Annotated in this window: 14 protein-coding genes; 7 read left to right on the forward strand and 7 right to left on the reverse strand. The window is 58.9% G+C overall.

Annotated elements, in window-relative coordinates; translation table 11 throughout:
- From dnaA to gyrB, 4 genes are read left to right on the forward strand one after another with little or no spacing between them, the layout of a single operon-like run.
- On the forward strand, positions 1-1,521 hold the full coding sequence (dnaA, locus tag AC3IT9_RS00005) for a chromosomal replication initiator protein DnaA (RefSeq protein ID WP_489271580.1): 1,521 nt from the start codon (positions 1-3) through the stop codon (positions 1,519-1,521).
- A 39-nt stretch (positions 1,522-1,560) separates the two neighbouring features.
- A complete protein-coding gene (gene dnaN / locus AC3IT9_RS00010) occupies positions 1,561-2,664 on the forward strand; it encodes a DNA polymerase III subunit beta (protein ID WP_007969885.1) in 1,104 nt (367 codons plus the stop codon).
- A 20-nt stretch (positions 2,665-2,684) separates the two neighbouring features.
- Positions 2,685-3,788 carry a DNA replication/repair protein RecF gene (recF, locus tag AC3IT9_RS00015; RefSeq protein ID WP_223590165.1) on the forward strand — a complete coding sequence of 368 codons (1,104 nt, stop codon included), beginning with the start codon at positions 2,685-2,687 and terminating at the stop codon, positions 3,786-3,788.
- A 5-nt stretch (positions 3,789-3,793) separates the two neighbouring features.
- On the forward strand, positions 3,794-6,211 hold the full coding sequence (gyrB, locus tag AC3IT9_RS00020) for a DNA topoisomerase (ATP-hydrolyzing) subunit B (RefSeq protein WP_057397325.1): 2,418 nt from the start codon (positions 3,794-3,796) through the stop codon (positions 6,209-6,211).
- 737 nt (positions 6,212-6,948) lie between these two features.
- Here gyrB and AC3IT9_RS00025 read toward each other — a convergent pair.
- Positions 6,949-7,665: a response regulator transcription factor gene (locus AC3IT9_RS00025; protein ID WP_489271582.1), complete on the reverse strand. Its 717-nt coding sequence runs from the start codon at positions 7,663-7,665 to the stop codon at positions 6,949-6,951.
- A gap of 170 nt (positions 7,666-7,835) precedes the next feature.
- Between AC3IT9_RS00025 and AC3IT9_RS00030 the strand changes: the two genes are divergently transcribed.
- Complete coding sequence (locus tag AC3IT9_RS00030) at positions 7,836-9,371, forward strand: sensor histidine kinase (RefSeq protein WP_489271584.1); 1,536 nt, start codon at positions 7,836-7,838, stop codon at positions 9,369-9,371.
- Between the two features lie 215 nt (positions 9,372-9,586).
- Here the strand turns inward: AC3IT9_RS00030 and AC3IT9_RS00035 are convergent, their stop codons facing one another.
- The 4 genes from AC3IT9_RS00035 to glyQ form a co-directional block, all read right to left on the reverse strand.
- Entirely contained in the window at positions 9,587-10,366 is a 780-nt protein-coding gene (locus AC3IT9_RS00035) for a lysophospholipid acyltransferase family protein (protein ID WP_150728122.1), read from the reverse strand.
- 63 nt (positions 10,367-10,429) lie between these two features.
- Positions 10,430-10,990 carry a D-glycero-beta-D-manno-heptose 1,7-bisphosphate 7-phosphatase gene (gene gmhB / locus AC3IT9_RS00040; RefSeq protein WP_489271586.1) on the reverse strand — a complete coding sequence of 187 codons (561 nt, stop codon included), beginning with the start codon at positions 10,988-10,990 and terminating at the stop codon, positions 10,430-10,432.
- Positions 10,991-10,994: 4 nt separating this feature from the next.
- The gene (gene glyS / locus AC3IT9_RS00045; RefSeq protein ID WP_489271588.1) at positions 10,995-13,049 is read right to left on the reverse strand and encodes a glycine--tRNA ligase subunit beta; all 2,055 of its coding nucleotides are present in this window, start codon (positions 13,047-13,049) and stop codon (positions 10,995-10,997) included.
- Positions 13,046-13,999, reverse strand: a complete 954-nt coding sequence (gene glyQ, locus AC3IT9_RS00050; RefSeq protein ID WP_122512032.1) for a glycine--tRNA ligase subunit alpha — start codon at positions 13,997-13,999, stop codon at positions 13,046-13,048. Before glyQ ends, glyS begins: the two co-directional genes overlap by 4 nt.
- A gap of 81 nt (positions 14,000-14,080) precedes the next feature.
- Between glyQ and AC3IT9_RS00055 the strand changes: the two genes are divergently transcribed.
- Positions 14,081-14,638: a DNA-3-methyladenine glycosylase I gene (locus AC3IT9_RS00055; RefSeq protein ID WP_150728125.1), complete on the forward strand. Its 558-nt coding sequence runs from the start codon at positions 14,081-14,083 to the stop codon at positions 14,636-14,638.
- 40 nt (positions 14,639-14,678) lie between these two features.
- The gene (locus AC3IT9_RS00060) at positions 14,679-15,566 is read left to right on the forward strand and encodes a lysophospholipid acyltransferase (protein ID WP_150753766.1); all 888 of its coding nucleotides are present in this window, start codon (positions 14,679-14,681) and stop codon (positions 15,564-15,566) included.
- A 94-nt stretch (positions 15,567-15,660) separates the two neighbouring features.
- Here AC3IT9_RS00060 and AC3IT9_RS00065 read toward each other — a convergent pair whose 3' ends face one another.
- Together AC3IT9_RS00065 and trkA are read right to left on the reverse strand one after the other, a co-directional pair.
- Positions 15,661-15,987, reverse strand: coding sequence for a tetratricopeptide repeat protein (locus tag AC3IT9_RS00065; RefSeq protein ID WP_191624901.1), 327 nt, complete (start codon positions 15,985-15,987; stop codon positions 15,661-15,663).
- Positions 15,988-16,124: 137 nt separating this feature from the next.
- Complete coding sequence (gene trkA / locus AC3IT9_RS00070) at positions 16,125-17,501, reverse strand: Trk system potassium transporter TrkA (RefSeq protein ID WP_150728128.1); 1,377 nt, start codon at positions 17,499-17,501, stop codon at positions 16,125-16,127.
- Positions 17,502-17,503 lie beyond the last annotated feature (2 nt).

Raw genomic sequence — 17,503 nt, forward strand, 5'->3', positions numbered from 1 at the left:
GTGTCAGTGGAACTTTGGCAGCAGTGCGTGGAGCTTTTGCGCGATGAGCTGCCTGCCCAACAATTCAACACTTGGATCCGTCCACTACAGGTCGAAGCCGAAGGCGACGAGTTGCGTGTCTATGCGCCCAATCGTTTTGTTCTGGACTGGGTCAACGAAAAGTACCTGGGGCGTGTTCTCGAATTGCTCGATGAACACGGCAATGGCATGGCGCCTGCGCTTTCCTTATTAATAGGCAGCAAACGCAGTTCGGCACCCCGTGCCGCGCCCAATGCGCCCCTGGCTGCCGCGGCTTCCCAGGCCCAGGCTGCTCAAGCGCCCGCCAGTCCGCCACAGGCACCTGCCGCCGCGTCGACCAAGCGTGCGACGCAAAAAATGGCTGAGGTCACCGAGGAAGAACCTTCCCGTGACAGCTTCGACCCAATGGCCGGTGCCAGTTCGCAACAGGCCCCGGTTCGCGCCGAGCAACGTACCGTGCAGGTCGAAGGTGCGCTCAAGCACACCAGTTACCTGAACCGCACCTTTACCTTTGAGAATTTCGTTGAAGGTAAATCCAACCAGTTGGCGCGCGCTGCCGCCTGGCAGGTGGCAGACAACCCAAAGCACGGTTACAACCCGCTCTTCCTTTATGGCGGCGTCGGCCTGGGTAAAACCCACTTGATGCATGCTGTGGGTAACCACCTATTAAAGAAGAACCCGAATGCCAAGGTGGTGTACCTGCATTCCGAGCGTTTCGTGGCGGACATGGTCAAGGCCCTGCAACTGAACGCTATCAACGAGTTCAAACGTTTCTACCGTTCGGTGGATGCGTTGCTGATCGATGACATTCAGTTCTTCGCCCGCAAGGAACGTTCCCAGGAAGAGTTTTTCCACACCTTCAACGCCCTGCTTGAAGGTGGCCAGCAAGTCATTCTCACCAGTGACCGCTACCCGAAGGAAATCGAAGGCCTTGAAGAACGCCTCAAATCCCGCTTTGGCTGGGGCCTGACCGTAGCGGTCGAGCCGCCGGAGCTGGAAACCCGCGTGGCGATCCTGATGAAGAAGGCCGATCAGGCCAAAGTCGAGCTGCCGCACGACGCCGCGTTCTTCATTGCCCAACGCATTCGCTCCAACGTCCGTGAGCTGGAAGGCGCGCTCAAACGCGTGATCGCCCACTCGCACTTCATGGGCCGTGATATCACCATCGAGCTGATTCGCGAATCCCTTAAGGACTTGTTGGCGTTGCAGGATAAACTGGTCTCTGTGGATAACATTCAGCGCACTGTCGCCGAGTACTACAAGATCAAGATCTCCGACTTGCTGTCCAAACGCCGTTCGCGTTCGGTCGCTCGTCCGCGTCAGGTCGCCATGGCGTTGTCCAAGGAACTGACCAACCACAGCTTGCCGGAAATCGGCGATGTGTTTGGCGGTCGCGACCATACAACGGTCTTGCACGCGTGCCGCAAGATCAACGAACTTAAGGAATCCGACGCGGACATCCGCGAGGACTACAAGAACCTGCTGCGTACGCTGACCACTTGATGAACACCAGCGCAGCTTATTAAGGCAAGGGACTAGACCATGCATTTCACCATTCAACGCGAAGCCCTGTTGAAACCCCTGCAACTGGTCGCAGGCGTCGTCGAACGCCGACAGACCTTGCCGGTACTTTCCAACGTGCTGCTGGTTGTCGAAGGCCAGCAATTGTCGCTGACCGGTACCGACCTGGAAGTCGAGCTGGTCGGTCGTGTTCAACTCGAAGAGCCGGCGGATCCGGGTTCCATCACCGTGCCAGCGCGCAAGCTGATGGACATCTGCAAAAGCCTGCCGAACGATGCGCTGATCGACATCAAGGTCGACGAGCAGAAGCTTGTGGTCAAGGCTGGCCGTAGCCGCTTCACCCTGTCGACACTGCCGGCCAACGACTTCCCTACCGTGGAAGAGGGCCCGGGCTCGCTGACCTGCAGCCTGGAGCAAAGCAAGCTGCGTCGTCTGATCGAACGCACCAGCTTCGCCATGGCCCAGCAGGACGTGCGCTACTACCTCAACGGTATGCTGCTGGAAGTGTCCGCTGGCGTGATCCGCGCCGTGGCCACCGACGGTCACCGTCTGGCCATGTGCTCGATGCAGGCCGATATCGGTCAGCCGGATCGTCACCAGGTCATCGTGCCGCGCAAAGGCATCCTCGAACTGGCACGCCTGCTCACCGAGCCGGACGGCAATGTCAGCATCGTGCTGGGTCAGCACCACATCCGCGCCACCACCGGTGAGTTCACCTTCACCTCGAAACTGGTCGACGGCAAATTCCCGGACTACGAGCGTGTTCTGCCTAAAGGCGGCGACAAGCTGGTACTTGGCGATCGCCAGGCTCTGCGCGAAGCGTTCAGCCGTACCGCGATTCTGTCCAACGAGAAGTACCGTGGTATCCGTCTGCAACTGGCCAGCGGTCAGCTGAAGATCCAGGCAAATAACCCGGAGCAGGAAGAAGCGGAAGAAGAAGTGGGTGTTGAATACAACGGCGGCTCCCTGGAAATCGGCTTCAACGTGAGCTACCTGCTCGACGTACTGGGCGTGATGACCACCGAGCAGGTTCGTCTGATCCTGTCCGACTCCAACAGCAGCGCGCTGGTGCAGGAATCGGATAACGACGACTCGGCCTACGTTGTCATGCCGATGCGTCTGTAATCATGCTCAGCAGAAGCTAGATGTCCTTAAGTCGCGTCTCGGTCACCGCGGTGCGCAATCTGCACCCGGTGACCTTCTCCCCCTCCCCCCGCATCAATATTCTTTACGGCGCCAACGGCAGCGGCAAAACCAGTGTTCTGGAAGCCATCCATCTGCTGGGGCTTGCCCGTTCGTTTCGCAGCACCCGTCTGTTGCCGGTCATTCAATACGAACAGCTGGCGTGCACGGTCTTTGGTCAGGTTGAACTGGCGGAGGGTGGGCATAGCGCCTTGGGCATCTCACGGGATCGACAAGGCGAATTCCAGATCCGTATCGATGGGCAGAATGCGCGCAGTGCCGCGCAACTGGCCGAAATCCTGCCCCTGCAACTGATCAACCCAGACAGCTTCCGCTTGCTGGAAGGTGCGCCGAAGATTCGCCGGCAGTTTCTCGACTGGGGTGTGTTCCACGTGGAACCGCGCTTCATGTCAACCTGGCAGCGCTTGCAGAAGGCCCTGCGCCAGAGAAACTCTTGGCTGCGGCATGGTACACTTGACGCCGTTTCGCAAGCGGTTTGGGACAGGGAACTGTGCCAGGCCAGCGCTGAAATTGATGAATACCGCCGCGCTTATATCAAAGCCTTGAAACCAGTCTTTGAACAAACCTTGAGCGAACTGGTTGAGCTTGAAGGCTTGACGCTCAGCTATTACCGCGGCTGGGACAAGGACCGTGAACTGAGTGCTGTGCTCGCCGGGTCTCTGCAGCGGGACCAGCAAATTGGGCATACCCAGGCCGGACCACAACGTGCTGATTTGCGGCTCAGACTGGGCGCGCATAACGCTGCGGACATCTTGTCCCGTGGCCAGCAGAAGTTGGTGGTTTGCGCATTACGGATTGCCCAAGGGCACCTGGTCAGCCAGGCTCGACGCGGTCAGTGTATTTATCTGGTGGATGATTTGCCGTCCGAACTGGACGAGCACCACCGTCGCGCGCTTTGCCGCTTGTTGGAAGACTTACGCTGCCAGGTCTTTATCACCTGTGTAGATCACGAATTATTGAGGGAAGGCTGGCAGACGGAAACGCCAGTCGCTCTGTTCCACGTGGAACAGGGCCGTATCACCCAGACCCACGACCATCGGGAGTGAAGGCATTGAGCGAAGAAAATACGTACGACTCAACGAGCATTAAAGTGCTGAAAGGCCTGGATGCCGTACGCAAACGTCCCGGTATGTACATTGGTGACACCGACGATGGCAGCGGTCTGCACCACATGGTGTTCGAAGTGGTCGATAACTCGATCGACGAAGCTCTCGCCGGCCACTGCGACGACATCAGCATCATCATTCACCCGGATGAGTCCATCACCGTTCGTGACAACGGTCGTGGCATCCCGGTAGACGTGCACAAAGAAGAAGGTGTTTCGGCAGCCGAGGTCATCATGACCGTACTGCATGCCGGCGGTAAGTTCGACGACAACTCCTACAAAGTATCCGGTGGCCTGCACGGTGTAGGTGTGTCGGTGGTGAACGCACTGTCCAAAGAGCTTGTTCTTACGGTGCGCCGCAGCGGCAAAATCTGGGAACAGACTTACGTCCACGGTGTTCCACAAGAGCCGATGAAAATCGTTGGTGAGAGTGAAACCACTGGCACCCAGATTCACTTCAAGCCATCGGCCGAGACGTTCAAGAACATCCACTTCAGCTGGGACATCCTGGCCAAGCGGATTCGTGAACTGTCCTTCCTCAACTCCGGTGTCGGCATCGTCCTCAAGGATGAGCGCAGCGGCAAGGAAGAGTTGTTCAAGTACGAAGGCGGCCTGCGAGCGTTCGTTGAATACCTGAACACCAACAAGACTGCGGTCAACCAGGTGTTTCACTTCAACATTCAGCGCGAAGACGGCATTGGCGTGGAAATCGCCCTGCAGTGGAACGACAGTTTCAACGAGAACCTGTTGTGTTTCACCAACAACATTCCACAGCGCGATGGCGGTACTCACCTGGTGGGTTTCCGTTCCGCACTGACGCGTAACCTGAATACCTACATCGAAGCCGAAGGTCTGGCGAAGAAACACAAAGTCGCGACCACCGGTGACGATGCCCGTGAAGGCCTGACCGCGATCATTTCGGTGAAAGTACCGGATCCGAAGTTCAGCTCCCAGACCAAAGACAAGCTGGTTTCTTCCGAAGTGAAGACCGCGGTCGAACAGGAAATGGGCAAGTACTTCTCCGACTTCCTGCTGGAAAACCCGAACGAAGCCAAGCTGGTCGTCGGCAAGATGATCGACGCGGCCCGCGCCCGTGAAGCGGCGCGTAAAGCCCGTGAAATGACCCGTCGTAAAGGCGCGCTGGATATCGCCGGCCTGCCGGGCAAACTGGCTGACTGCCAGGAAAAAGACCCTGCCCTTTCCGAACTGTACCTCGTGGAAGGTGACTCTGCTGGCGGCTCCGCCAAGCAGGGGCGTAACCGTCGGACCCAGGCCATCCTGCCGCTGAAGGGCAAGATCCTGAACGTCGAGAAGGCGCGCTTCGACAAGATGATCTCTTCGCAAGAAGTAGGCACCTTGATTACCGCGCTGGGCTGCGGCATCGGCCGCGACGAGTACAATATCGACAAGCTGCGTTACCACAACATCATCATCATGACCGATGCTGACGTCGACGGTTCGCACATCCGTACCCTGCTGCTGACCTTCTTCTTCCGTCAGTTGCCGGAGCTGATCGAACGCGGCTACATCTACATCGCTCAGCCACCGCTGTATAAGGTCAAGAAAGGCAAGCAGGAGCAATACATCAAAGACGACGACGCCATGGAAGAGTACATGACACAGTCGGCCCTGGAAGATGCGAGCCTGCACCTGAACGAAGAAGCACCTGGTATCTCTGGTGAAGCGCTTGAGCGTCTGGTGAATGACTTCCGTCTGGTGATGAAGACCCTCAAGCGTCTGTCGCGCCTGTACCCACAGGAGCTGACCGAGCACTTCATCTACCTGCCAGCGGTGAGCATGGAGCAACTGTCCGATCACGCAGCAATGCAGGATTGGCTGGCTCAGTACGAAGTTCGCTTGCGCACCGTAGAGAAGTCCGGCCTGGTTTACAAAGCCAGCCTGCGTGAAGACCGTGAACGTAACGTCTGGCTGCCAGAGGTCGAACTGATCTCCCACGGCCTGTCGAACTACGTCACCTTCAACCGCGACTTCTTCGGCAGTAACGATTACAAGACTGTCGTTTCGCTAGGCGCTCAACTGAGCACCCTGCTGGACGACGGCGCGTACATCCAGCGTGGCGAGCGCAAGAAGCCGGTGACCGAGTTCAAGGAAGCCCTTGAATGGCTGATGGCTGAAAGCACCAAGCGTCACACCATCCAGCGATACAAAGGTCTGGGCGAAATGAACCCGGATCAGCTGTGGGAAACCACCATGGACCCAAGCCAGCGCCGGATGCTCAAAGTGACCATCGAAGACGCCATTGGCGCGGACCAGATCTTCAACACCCTGATGGGTGATGCGGTCGAACCTCGCCGTGACTTCATCGAAAGCAACGCCCTGGCGGTGTCCAACCTGGACTTCTGATCCCGGTCGATGCCAACGAAAAGGCCAATGCATTTGCATTGGCCTTTTTTATTGGTGCGCCAGGCATGGCGCGTTGCGCGAAGCGCAACCAGCTTGGCTGTGGTGGCCTCGCTGGTGACTTGGAGGTGTAAGTCCTCTACACACCCGGCAAGGGGAAGTGTTAGCCAGAGGCAAGGGTGTCGCGGGCGACTGCGAATCTGAAGGAAGCCCGAGGCAAAATGCTGGCCTGACGAACAGGAAGCGGATAGAGGCGGCGCAGCGGGGTAAGAAGGCCAATATCTTCAAAGCCCAATACTTGCACGGAACGCTGTGACGTAGATCCGACAGGCATAAGCAGGAAGGTCGCGCGAATTACCCTGGGAGATCTGTTTAGCCTGCCATGTGCTACCGGCGTCGCGAGATGACGGGATGGGCGACAGAAGTCAGCAGAGGCCGTAGTAGTTGCTCGAAACCGGAGTAATGAAGGGCTGAACCTGCCATGAGTGGATAGTCGGGTGTGATCTCTGTTGGAGCGTAAAGCAGAAACTCCGCGTAGCGGAGGTCAAGACCATTAGGAGGTAGGAGCCGGAAGCTCCGAGGGCCGGTCTGGGCGCTTAGATACCGCAGGCGACACATCAACGGAACCAAGCTCGCTGACGTTGTTTGTCAGTAGGCAGGAACCGCCGTATACGGAACCGTACGTACGGTGGTGTGAGAGGACGGCGGGGGCAACCCCGCCTCCTACTCGATCCTGCGTTTCACTCGCTCGCCGACGCCACACTCTCCAACCGATACCCATACCCATAAATCGTCAGCAACTGCCAACCGCGATCCGCCGTCAGGCCAAGCTTGTTGCGCAGACGATAGATGTGAGTGTCCAGCGGCCGTGACGACGACAATTCTTCATGGGGCCAGAATCGTTCGTACAGGTAATCCCGCGACAGCGGGCGACCGAGGTTGCTGAACAGGCAATGCGCCAGGCGGTATTCGCGTTCGGTCATGACGATTGGTTTGCCGTCGCGAGTGATGGTCAGTTCGGCGTCGTCGAAAACCAGGTCATTGAAGCTCAACCCTTCGGCAGACGCGCGCTGCTGAGCATGTCGGCGCAGGACTGCGGCAACACGGGCTTTCAGTTCATTGGGGCGGAATGGTTTGCTGACGTAGTCATCGGCGCCGGCATTCAGGGCCTGAACGATATCGCTTTCGCCGTCACGACTGGTGAGCATGATTGCCGCAGGCGGTGCTTCCATGTGTTCGCGGGTCCAGAGCAGCAATGACAAACCCGTGAGGTCGGGCAGTTGCCAGTCGAGGATCAGCAGGTCGAAGGTTTCCCGACGCAGTTGGCGTAGCAGTTCTTCGCCCCGTTCGAAGCTGTACAGCGACCATGGCTGCTCTCCGGCTTCGGCCATCTGTTGCAGGGTTTGTTCGACCCGGCGCAGTTCGGCGGGCTCATCGTCCAGAATCGCTACGCGCATACAGGGTGATTCCTTGTCGCTTGGGCAGCTCTTTATCGACCATAGCGGCTCAATCGAAACAGTGAAAGCAAGCGGCCCGCCGTTGGTCGCGGCGTCCGCTATGATTCTTTGAGTCGAAACCTCAGGCGTAGGAATCATGAAACCATTCACCCCGCCCTGCCCTGTTGGCCATGTTTGACCAACGTCACCGCGAAAGCCGAGAGCCAAGCCAGGTACAGCGATTGTTTCGACAATTGGTGCGCGAGTGGTTGTGGATAAGTCTTGTGCTATTGCCGCTGACGACGTTGCTGTCCTATCGCGCGCAAATCAACTTGGGCGATGCATCCCCAGGCTTTAGCGCATGGCTTTCCCTTGGTCTGGTGATGTGCGTACTCGGGTTATTGCTGTGGCGCCCGCGCCTGGCGCTCTGGCTGACGCTCACGGGGATGGCTTGTGCGTTGCTGACCAGTGCCGGCCTTGCTGAGTTCAAGCGCTGGTGGTGGTCACCGACGCCTGCGGTGCTGGGGATGCTGTTTGGTTATCTGATCTGGAACTGGCGGCGCCTCAGTGTGGTGCTGACCTATTTCGGTTGGGAATTGGCGCGGCTGGACAGTGAGCCAAAAGTGTTTCCGGAGCGCCGTCGTGCCCAGTATCCCGGTGATGACCATTTGCAGAAGCAAATCATGGCGTTGGAACAAGCCATGAGCCTGACCCGCGATACCCACCGATTCATCGCCGATGCCCTGGAGTACTTGCCGGTGGCCACGTTGATCAGCGATCCCCAGGGGCAGATTCTCCTCGGAAACCGCAAGGCTCGCGACCTGTTTGGCGGGGATCTGGTCGGCGATGATGTACTCGGGCGACTTAAACAGCTCGGTTATCCGGATATGAGCCGTGGGCCTGGCTTGTCTTTATCGACACTGCCGCTGCTGGAGTTTCGCGACCTCAAGGAACGCAGCTTGCGTCTGGAGCGTGCCGGGTTGTTGCCGGTAGACGGTGATATTCCGGTTGGCTGGCTATGGAACCTGACTGATTTGAGTGTGGAGCGCGATGCGGAGGAACAGCGCGCGGTCCTGTTGCGGTTCCTGTCTCACGACCTGCGGGCGCCTCATTCGGCCATCCTCGCGTTGCTCGACGTCCACCGCCATCAGGTGGGCGGTGATTCGCAACTCTTTGATCAAATCGAGCTACAGGTACGCCGGGCCCTGGAATTGACTGATGGTTTCGTTCAATTGGCGAGGGCCGAGTCCGAGGCTTATCAGTTTCAGCCGAGCCTGTTTGCGATGCTGGTGCTGGATGTGTTCGATCAGGCGCTGCCCATTGCGCAGCTGAAACAGATCGAACTGGTTCATCAAGTGGAAGATGAGGCACAGGAAAGTCTGGTTCTGGCGGATCAGGCGTTGCTGACCCGGGCGTTGTTCAATCTGCTGGAAAATGCCATCAAGTACAGTGTTTCAGGTACTCGCATCCGTTTGCGCGTCAGTCAACGTGACGGCTGGCTGATCTGTGAGCTCATCGATCAGGGCAAAGGCATCGCTGCTGAGGAGTTACCCGAACTGTTCAGCCAATACCGGCGTTTTTCTTCCGCACAGGGTATCGATGGCGTGGGGTTGGGATTATCGATGGTCAAAGCCGTAGTGGATCGGCACGGCGGGCGAATCGAGTGTCAGAGCGAGATGGGGCGGGGCACGACATTCAGGCTGCAATTTCCGCTGTTTACAGAATGAAAGCGAGCGACCCAAGTCGCCCTGTCATGTCGACAGTCTGCGATTGTTCCGGGCATAAAAAACCGGCTATATCAGCCGGCTTTTTTACGTCCGAAAAAAACTTATGCACGTTTTTATGGTTTTTATCTCTCTGAGAAATATGTAAAAAAATCATAAAGTTACGTACAAATAACGACGTTTTTCAATGAAACGGTACACAGGTTATCCACAGAATCTCAGACAGCCACCTGATCGTTTGAAACCGGCGCTTGCGGAGCTGGTGGCAGCGAGCCCATTTCCCGTTGCATCTGCTCGTTCCACGCCTGAACCCGGTCGTTCAATTCGGCAATGGCTCGCGGTCCGGTGCCTGCGGCATACATCGGTTCGCCAATGATCACAGTGATGACACCCTGCTTCTTCGCCCAACCGGTTTTCGGCCAGAACTTGCCTGCGTTGTGTGCAATCGGCAGCACCGGCAATTCGGCGTTGACCGCCAAGGCGCTGCCACCGCGCGAGAACTTTCCGACGGTGCCGAAAGGAACGCGCGTTCCTTCGGGGAAGATCAGCACCCAGACATTGTCCTTGAGCAACTCATCACCTTTTTGCGCCACATGCTTGAGCGCGGCTTTCGGGTTGCCGCGATCGATGGCGATCGGTCGCAGCATGGCCATGGCCCAACCGAAGAACGGCACATAGAGCAATTCACGTTTGAGCACCTGGCTCAACGGCGAGAAGTAGGCCGAGAGAAAGAACGTCTCCCAGGTGCTCTGGTGGTTTGACTGAATGACGCAAGGCCGTTCAGGTACGTTCTCGGCACCCTTCACTTCGTAGCGAATGCCCAGAAACACCTTGCTCAGCCACAAGGCGCAGCGGCACCAATACACGTTGATAAAGCGGTAACGTGCCTTGAAGGGCAGAAACGGCGCGATAAAAAAACTCAGGCTGCACCACAGCAAGGAGCTGGTGCCCAGCAGCAGGTAAAAGAGGAAGGTTCTGATGGCCTGCAGTATCGACATGGTGACGTTTACCGTTGCGGGCAATACCCGCCTGTATAAAGCGCACTCCTGATCAATCCTTTATCAGGAAATATCAGAAGCACTCTCATTGTGGATAAGTTCTGCGGCAATCGCCGCCAGATCGTCAAAAATCAATGTGCCAACCGGAAGGGTTTTACCCAAAGTCTTTTCGCCTTTCCCGGTCTTTACCAAAACTGGCTGTGAATCGACGGCTTTGGCGGCTTCCAGGTCACCAAGGCTGTCGCCGACGAACCAGAGATTGGTCAGCGACACGTTGTAATGAGCGGCGATGGTTTTCAACATCCCGGGTTTCGGCTTGCGGCAATCGCAGCCTTCGTCCGGCCCGTGCGGGCAGTAGACGATCAGCCCGACCTCACCGCCCTGCTCCGCCACCAGCGCGCGCAAGCGCTCGTGCATGGCATCCAGGTTGGCAAGGTCGTAATAGCCGCGAGCGATGCCCGACTGGTTGGTAGCGACCGCTACCGTCCAGCCGGCCTTGCTCAACTGCGCGATGGCTTCGATCGAACCGGGGAGTGGAATCCACTCCTCCACCGACTTGATGTAAGCGTCGGAGTCGTAATTGATCACTCCGTCCCGATCGAGAATCAGCAGTTTCAACAGCAATCCCTCAACCCAGCAGCGAAATGTCGGCAACGCCGAGGAACAAACCACGCAGACGCGCCAGCAACGCATAACGGTTGGCGCGGACTTTTGCGTCCTCCGCGTTGACCATCACGGCTTCGAAGAACGCATCCACCGGCTCGCGCAGTGCAGCCAGGCGTGCCAGGGATTCGCTGTACTGACGCGAGGCGGCCATTGGCTGTACAGCCTGGTCAGCCTGCTGGATCGCCGAGTACAGGGAGAACTCGTTGGCATTGTCGAAGTACTTGGCTTCCACGACGGTAGGCACCGAGCCTTCGACCTTGCTCAGCAGGTTCGACACGCGCTTGTTCACCGCGGCCAGGGCAGCGGCTTCCGGCAATTTGCGGAAGGCCTGTACCGCTTGTACGCGCTGGTCGAAGTCCAGGGCCGAACCCGGCTTCAGGGCACGTACCGACAGGTAGGTCGCAACGTCGACACCTTCGTCTTCGTAACGGGCACGCAGGCGGTCGAAGATGAACTCCAGCACCGATTCATTGAGGCCGGCAGCCTTGACCTTGGTCCCGAACGCATTCACAGCGAAGGCCACGGCGTCGTTCAGGTCCAGATCCAGTTGTTTCTCGATCAGGATGCGCAACACGCCCAGTGCGGCACGGCGCAGGGCGTACGGGTCTTTGCTGCCGGTCGGCAGCATGCCGATACCGAAGATGCCCACGAGGGTGTCGAGCTTGTCGGCGATGGCCACGGCCGCACCGGTCAGGGTGCCCGGCAGTTCAGCGCCAGCACCGCGCGGCATGTATTGCTCGTTCAGCGCCAGTGCGACATCTTCCGGCTCGCCATCGTTGAGGGCGTAGTAGTAACCGGCGACACCTTGCATCTCCGGGAACTCGCCGACCATTTCGGTCGACAGGTCGCACTTGGACAGCAGGCCCGCACGGGCTGCCCACGAAGCGTTGCCGCCAATGCGCGCTGCGATGTAGGCGGCGAGTTTGGAAACGCGCTCGGCCTTGTCGTAGACGCTGCCGAGTTTTTCCTGGAACACCACGTTCTGCAGGCGCAGGTTGAAGTCTTCGAGCTTCTGCTTCTTGTCTTGCTTGAAGAAGAACTCGGCGTCGGTCAGGCGTGGGCGAACCACTTTCTCGTTACCGGCGATGATCTGCTGTGGGTCTTTGCTCTCGATGTTGGCCACGGTAATGAACCGTGGCAGCAACTTGCCGTCGGCATCCAGCAGGCAGAAGTACTTCTGGTTGTCCTGCATGGTGGTGATCAGGGCTTCTTGCGGCACGTCGAGGAAGCGTTCCTCGAACGAGCACACCAGCGGCACCGGCCATTCGACCAACGCGGTCACTTCATCGAGCAGGGCTGGCGGAACGATTGCCGTGCCTTCCTGACGGGTGGCCAGCTCTTCGGTGCGCTTGCTGATGATCTCGCGACGCTCGTTGGCGTCGGCCAGAACGTAGGCGGCACGCAGGTCGGCCAGGTAGCTGGACGGCGAACCGATGCGCACGTTTTCCGGGTGATGGAAGCGGTGACCACGGGAGTCGCGGCCGGCCTTCTGGGCGAGAATGGTGCAATCGATGACCTGGTCACCGAGCAGCATCACCAGCCATTGGGTTGGACGAACGAATTCTTCCTTGCGCGCGCCCCAACGCATGCGTTTCGGGATCGGCAGGTCGTTCAGGGAATCTTCGACGATGGTCGGCAGCAGGCTCGCGGTCGCCTTGCCGGCGATGCTCTGGCTGTAGCGCAGTTTCGGGCCGCTCTGATCGATTTCGCTCAGGTCGACGCCGCACTTCTTGGCAAAGCCCAGTGCTGCCTGGGTCGGGTTGCCTTCGGCATCGAACGCGGCCTGACGCGGCGGGCCGTCGAGGTTGATGCTGCGATCCGGCTGCTGAGTGGCCAGTGCAGTGATCAGCACGGCCAGGCGGCGCGGGGCGGCATAAACGGTTTTGCTCTCGTAGTTCAGGCCGGCGGCTTGCAGGCCCTTGTCGATACCGGCGAGGAACGCCTCGGCCAGGGTGTTCAGGGCTTTGGGTGGCAGTTCTTCAGTGCCCAGTTCAACCAGAAAATCCAGAGCACTCATTGTGCAGCCTCCAGCTTGGCCAGTACTTCATCACGCAGGTCCGGGGTCGCCATCGGGAAGCCCAGCTTGGCGCGAGCCTGCAGGTAGGCTTGCGCAACGGAACGCGCCAGGGTGCGTACACGCAGGATGTATTGCTGACGCGCAGTCACGGAAATCGCCCGACGCGCATCCAGCAGGTTGAAGGTGTGGGACGCCTTCAACACCATTTCGTAGCTCGGCAACGGCAGCGGCTGGTCGAGTTCGATCAGGCGCTTGGCTTCGCTTTCGTAGAAATCGAACAGTTCGAACAGTTTGTCGACGTTGGCGTGTTCGAAGTTGTAGGTCGACTGCTCCACTTCGTTCTGGTGGAACACGTCGCCGTAGGTCACTTTGCCGAACGGACCGTCAGCCCAGACCAGGTCGTAGACCGAGTCCACGCCTTGCAGGTACATGGCCAGACGCTCGAGACCGTAGGTGATCTCGCCGGTCACCGGGTAGCACTCGATGCCGCCCGCTTGCTGGAAGTAGGTGAACTGGGTCACTTCCATGCCGTTGAGCCAGACTTCCCAGCCCAGACCCCAGGCGCCGAGGGTCGGCGATTCCCAGTTGTCTTCGACGAAACGGATGTCGTGGACCAGCGGGTCCAGGCCGACGTGCTTGAGGGAGCCCAGGTACAGTTCCTGGAAGTTGTCCGGGTTCGGCTTCAGGACCACCTGGAACTGGTAGTAGTGCTGCAGACGATTCGGGTTTTCGCCGTAGCGGCCGTCAGTCGGACGGCGGCTTGGCTGCACGTAGGCAGCGTTCCAGGTTTCCGGGCCGATGGCGCGCAGGAACGTTGCGGTGTGGAAAGTGCCGGCGCCTACTTCCATATCGTAGGGCTGAAGTACCACACAACCTTGCTCGGCCCAGTATTGCTGGAGGGCGAGGATCAAGTCTTGGAAGGTACGCACGGCTGGCGTAGGCTGGCTCACGAAATTCACCTGTTTCTTGGGCTGCGATTTAAAGAGCGGGAGTATACCCGATTCATTGCTGCGCACGCCCCCTGGAGCCTTATGCCACGCTGCTTTTGGTGTTCCGAAGATCCGCTGTACATGGCATATCACGATCAGGAGTGGGGCACGCCGCTACGCGATGCGCAGGGTTTGTTCGAGTTGCTTTTGCTCGAAGGGTTCCAGGCCGGGCTGTCCTGGATCACTGTGTTGCGCAAACGCGAGCATTATCGCCAGGTGATGTTCGGGTTTGATGTCCAGCGCGTGGCGCAGATGAGCGATGCCGAAATCGACGAGTTGATGCTCGATCCGGGGATCATCCGCAACCGCCTCAAGCTCAACGCGGCCCGGCGCAATGCTCAGGCCTGGCTGGCGCTGGAGGACCCGGTGGCGTTTCTCTGGTCGTTCGTCGGTGGCGTGCCTGTGATCAATCATTTCAAGGATCGCAGCGAAGTCCCGGCCGTGACGCCGACCGCCGTGGAAATGAGCAAAGGCCTGAAAAAGGCCGGTTTCACGTTCGTCGGGCCGACCATTTGCTACGCGTTGATGCAGGCTTCGGGCATGGTCATGGATCACACCCGGGACTGCGACCGCTACGCGCAGTTGGCGAACGGCGGTTAGAATGGCCGCCTCGCGCACAGCACAAGATCAGGAGTGACCTGTGGATAAGTTGAAAGGCGCCTTGCTGGTAGGCGCTCTGCGGTTGTTTGCCCTGCTTCCGTGGCGGGCCGTGCAAGCCGTGGGCTCGGCGATTGGCTGGGTCATGTGGAAAACCCCGAACCGTTCCCGCGACGTGGTACGGATCAATCTGTCCAAGTGCTTTCCGGACATGGACCCTGCCGAGCGTGAACGCCTGGTGGGCCAGAGCCTGAAGGACATCGGCAAGTCCCTGACCGAAAGCGCCTGCGCCTGGATCTGGCCGGCCCAGCGCTCCATCGACCTGGTGCGCGAGGTCGAGGGCCTCGACATATTGAAGGACGCCCTCGCCTCCGGCAAAGGCGTGGTCGGCATCACCAGCCACCTGGGCAACTGGGAAGTGCTGAACCACTTCTATTGCAGCCAGTGCAAACCGATCATTTTCTACCGCCCGCCGAAGTTGAAGGCGGTGGATGAGTTGCTGCAAAAGCAGCGGGTGCAGTTGGGTAACAAGGTCGCCGCTTCCACAAAAGAAGGCATCCTCAGCGTCATCAAGGAAGTGCGCAAAGGTGGTGCAGTGGGCATTCCCGCTGACCCGGAACCGTCCGAATCCGCCGGGATCTTCGTGCCGTTCTTCGCCACCCAGGCGCTGACCAGCAAGTTTGTGCCGAACATGCTCGCGGGCGGCAAAGCGGTCGGCGTGTTCCTGCATGCGTTGCGTCTGCCGGACGGTTCTGGCTACAAAGTGATCCTGGAAGCCGCGCCCGAAGCCATGTACAGCACCGATACCGCCGAGTCCTGTGCGGCCATGAGTAAAGTGGTCGAGCGATATGTCGGGGCCTATCCGAGCCAGTACATGTGGAGCATGAAGCGCTTCAAGAAGCGTCCGCCGGGCGAAGCTCGCTGGTATTGATGCAAAAAATCAAAAGATCGCAGGCTTCGCCAGCTCCTACAAAGGCTCGGTGTACACCCCGTAGGAGCTGCCGAAGGCTGCGATCTTTTGATCTTTATTGGCCTGCGTGCGCCTGACGGTCAAGCTTCTTCAGGAACACCGTCATTTCCTTCTCTGCCTGCTTGTCGCCATGGCCGCGAGCGGCTTCCAGGCCTTGCTCCCAGGCCTGCCGCGCGGCCGTAAAGTCCGCCAGCGCCAGATGGGCCTTGCCCAGTAGTTTCCAAGCCGCCGAATACTTCGGATCGAATTCGACGCAGCGTTGGAAATGCTCCGCAGCCTTGGCGTTCTCCCCCAGATCCAGATAACCCTTGCCCAGGCCGAAGCGCAGCAAAGCGTTATCCACACCCTTGGCGAGCATTTTTTCCAGGGATTCGATCATCAGTGGATTCCTTTTGCGCTGTGTCAGCGGTTGATTTGTTGGCGTGAGACCGCATTCGCGAGCAAGCCCGCTCCCACATTGGTCCCTGTGGGAGCGGGCTTGCTCGCGAAGAGGCCTGACCCAACCCTGCAAAATCCGGATCAGAAGAAGCTCAACCCCACATGGAACAACTTCTCCACATCGCGAATATGCTTTTTATCCACAAGGAACAAAATCACATGGTCACCCGCTTCGATCACAGTGTCGTCGTGGGCGATGATCACTTCTTCGTCGCGGATAATCGCACCAATGGTGGTGCCTGGCGGCAGGCCGATGTTCTCGATGGCCTTGCCGATCACCTTGCTCGATTTCGAATCGCCATGGGCAATCGCCTCGATGGCCTCTGCCGCGCCCCGGCGCAACGAATGCACGCTGACGATGTCGCCGCGGCGCACGTGGGCCAGCAAGGTGCCGATGGTCGCCAGTTGCGGGCTGATGGCGATGTCGATGTCGCCGCCCTGGATCAGATCGACATAGGCCGGGTTGTTGATGATGGTCATCACCTTCTTCGCGCCCAGGCGTTTGGCCAGCAGCGACGACATGATGTTGGCTTCGTCGTCGTTGGTCAGGGCCAGGAAAAGGTCGGCGTCGGCAATGTTCTCTTCCATCAACAGGTCGCGGTCCGAAGCACTGCCCTGCAACACCACTGTGCTGTCCAGTGTGTCGGAGAGATGACGGCAGCGTGCCGGGTTCATCTCGATGATTTTCACCTGATAACGGCTTTCGATGGCCTCGGCCAGACGCTCGCCAATCTGTCCGCCACCGGCGATGACGATGCGTTTATAGGTTTCGTCGAGACGACGCATTTCGCTCATGACTGCGCGAATGTTCGCTTTGGCGGCGATGAAAAACACCTCGTCGTCGGCCTCGATCACCGTGTCGCCCTGGGGCAGGATCGGCCGGTCACGACGGAAAATCGCCGCTACACGGGTTTCCACGTTCGGCATGTGCTCACGCAACTGCCGCAGTTGCTGGCCCACCAGCGGCCCGCCGTAGTACGCCCGAACCGCCACCAGTTGCGCCTTGCCTTCGGCGAAGTCGATCACCTGCAAGGCGCCGGGATGCTGGATCAGGCGCTTGATGTAGTTGGTGACCACTTGTTCCGGGCTGATCAGCACGTCCACCGGAATCGCTTCGTTCTGGAACAACTGCTCCTCGCGGGTCAGGTACGCGGCTTCGCGAACCCGGGCGATCTTGGTCGGGGTGTGGAACAGGGTGTGGGCGACCTGACAGGCGACCATGTTGGTTTCGTCGCTGTTGGTCACCGCGACCAGCATGTCGGCGTCATCCGCTCCGGCCTGGCGCAACACGGTCGGGAACGAGCCGCGACCTTGTACCGTGCGGATGTCCAGGCGGTCACCGAGATCGCGCAGGCGCTCGCCATCAGTGTCGACCACAGTAATATCGTTGGCTTCGCTGGCCAGGTGTTCCGCCAGCGAACCGCCGACCTGCCCTGCACCGAGGATGATGATTTTCATCC

It is taken from the genome of Pseudomonas sp. KH_046_1 (genome assembly GCF_057839025.1).

Bases quoted from the DNA above. Each gene is read 5' to 3' on its own strand.
- AC3IT9_RS00035 (WP_150728122.1), bottom strand. From the start codon at position 10,366: ATGTCGATACTGCAGGCCATCAGAACCTTCCTCTTTTACCTGCTGCTG.
- glyS (WP_489271588.1), bottom strand. From the start codon at position 13,049: ATGAGTGCTCTGGATTTTCTGGTTGAACTGGGCACTGAAGAACTGCCA.
- recF (WP_223590165.1), top strand. From the start codon at position 2,685: ATGTCCTTAAGTCGCGTCTCGGTCACCGCGGTGCGCAATCTGCACCCG.
- AC3IT9_RS00025 (WP_489271582.1), bottom strand. From the start codon at position 7,665: ATGCGCGTAGCGATTCTGGACGATGAGCCCGCCGAACTGCGCCGGGTC.
- dnaN (WP_007969885.1), top strand. From the start codon at position 1,561: ATGCATTTCACCATTCAACGCGAAGCCCTGTTGAAACCCCTGCAACTG.
- trkA (WP_150728128.1), bottom strand. From the start codon at position 17,501: ATGAAAATCATCATCCTCGGTGCAGGGCAGGTCGGCGGTTCGCTGGCG.
- AC3IT9_RS00055 (WP_150728125.1), top strand. From the start codon at position 14,081: ATGCCACGCTGCTTTTGGTGTTCCGAAGATCCGCTGTACATGGCATAT.
- AC3IT9_RS00030 (WP_489271584.1), top strand. From the start codon at position 7,836: ATGTTTGACCAACGTCACCGCGAAAGCCGAGAGCCAAGCCAGGTACAG.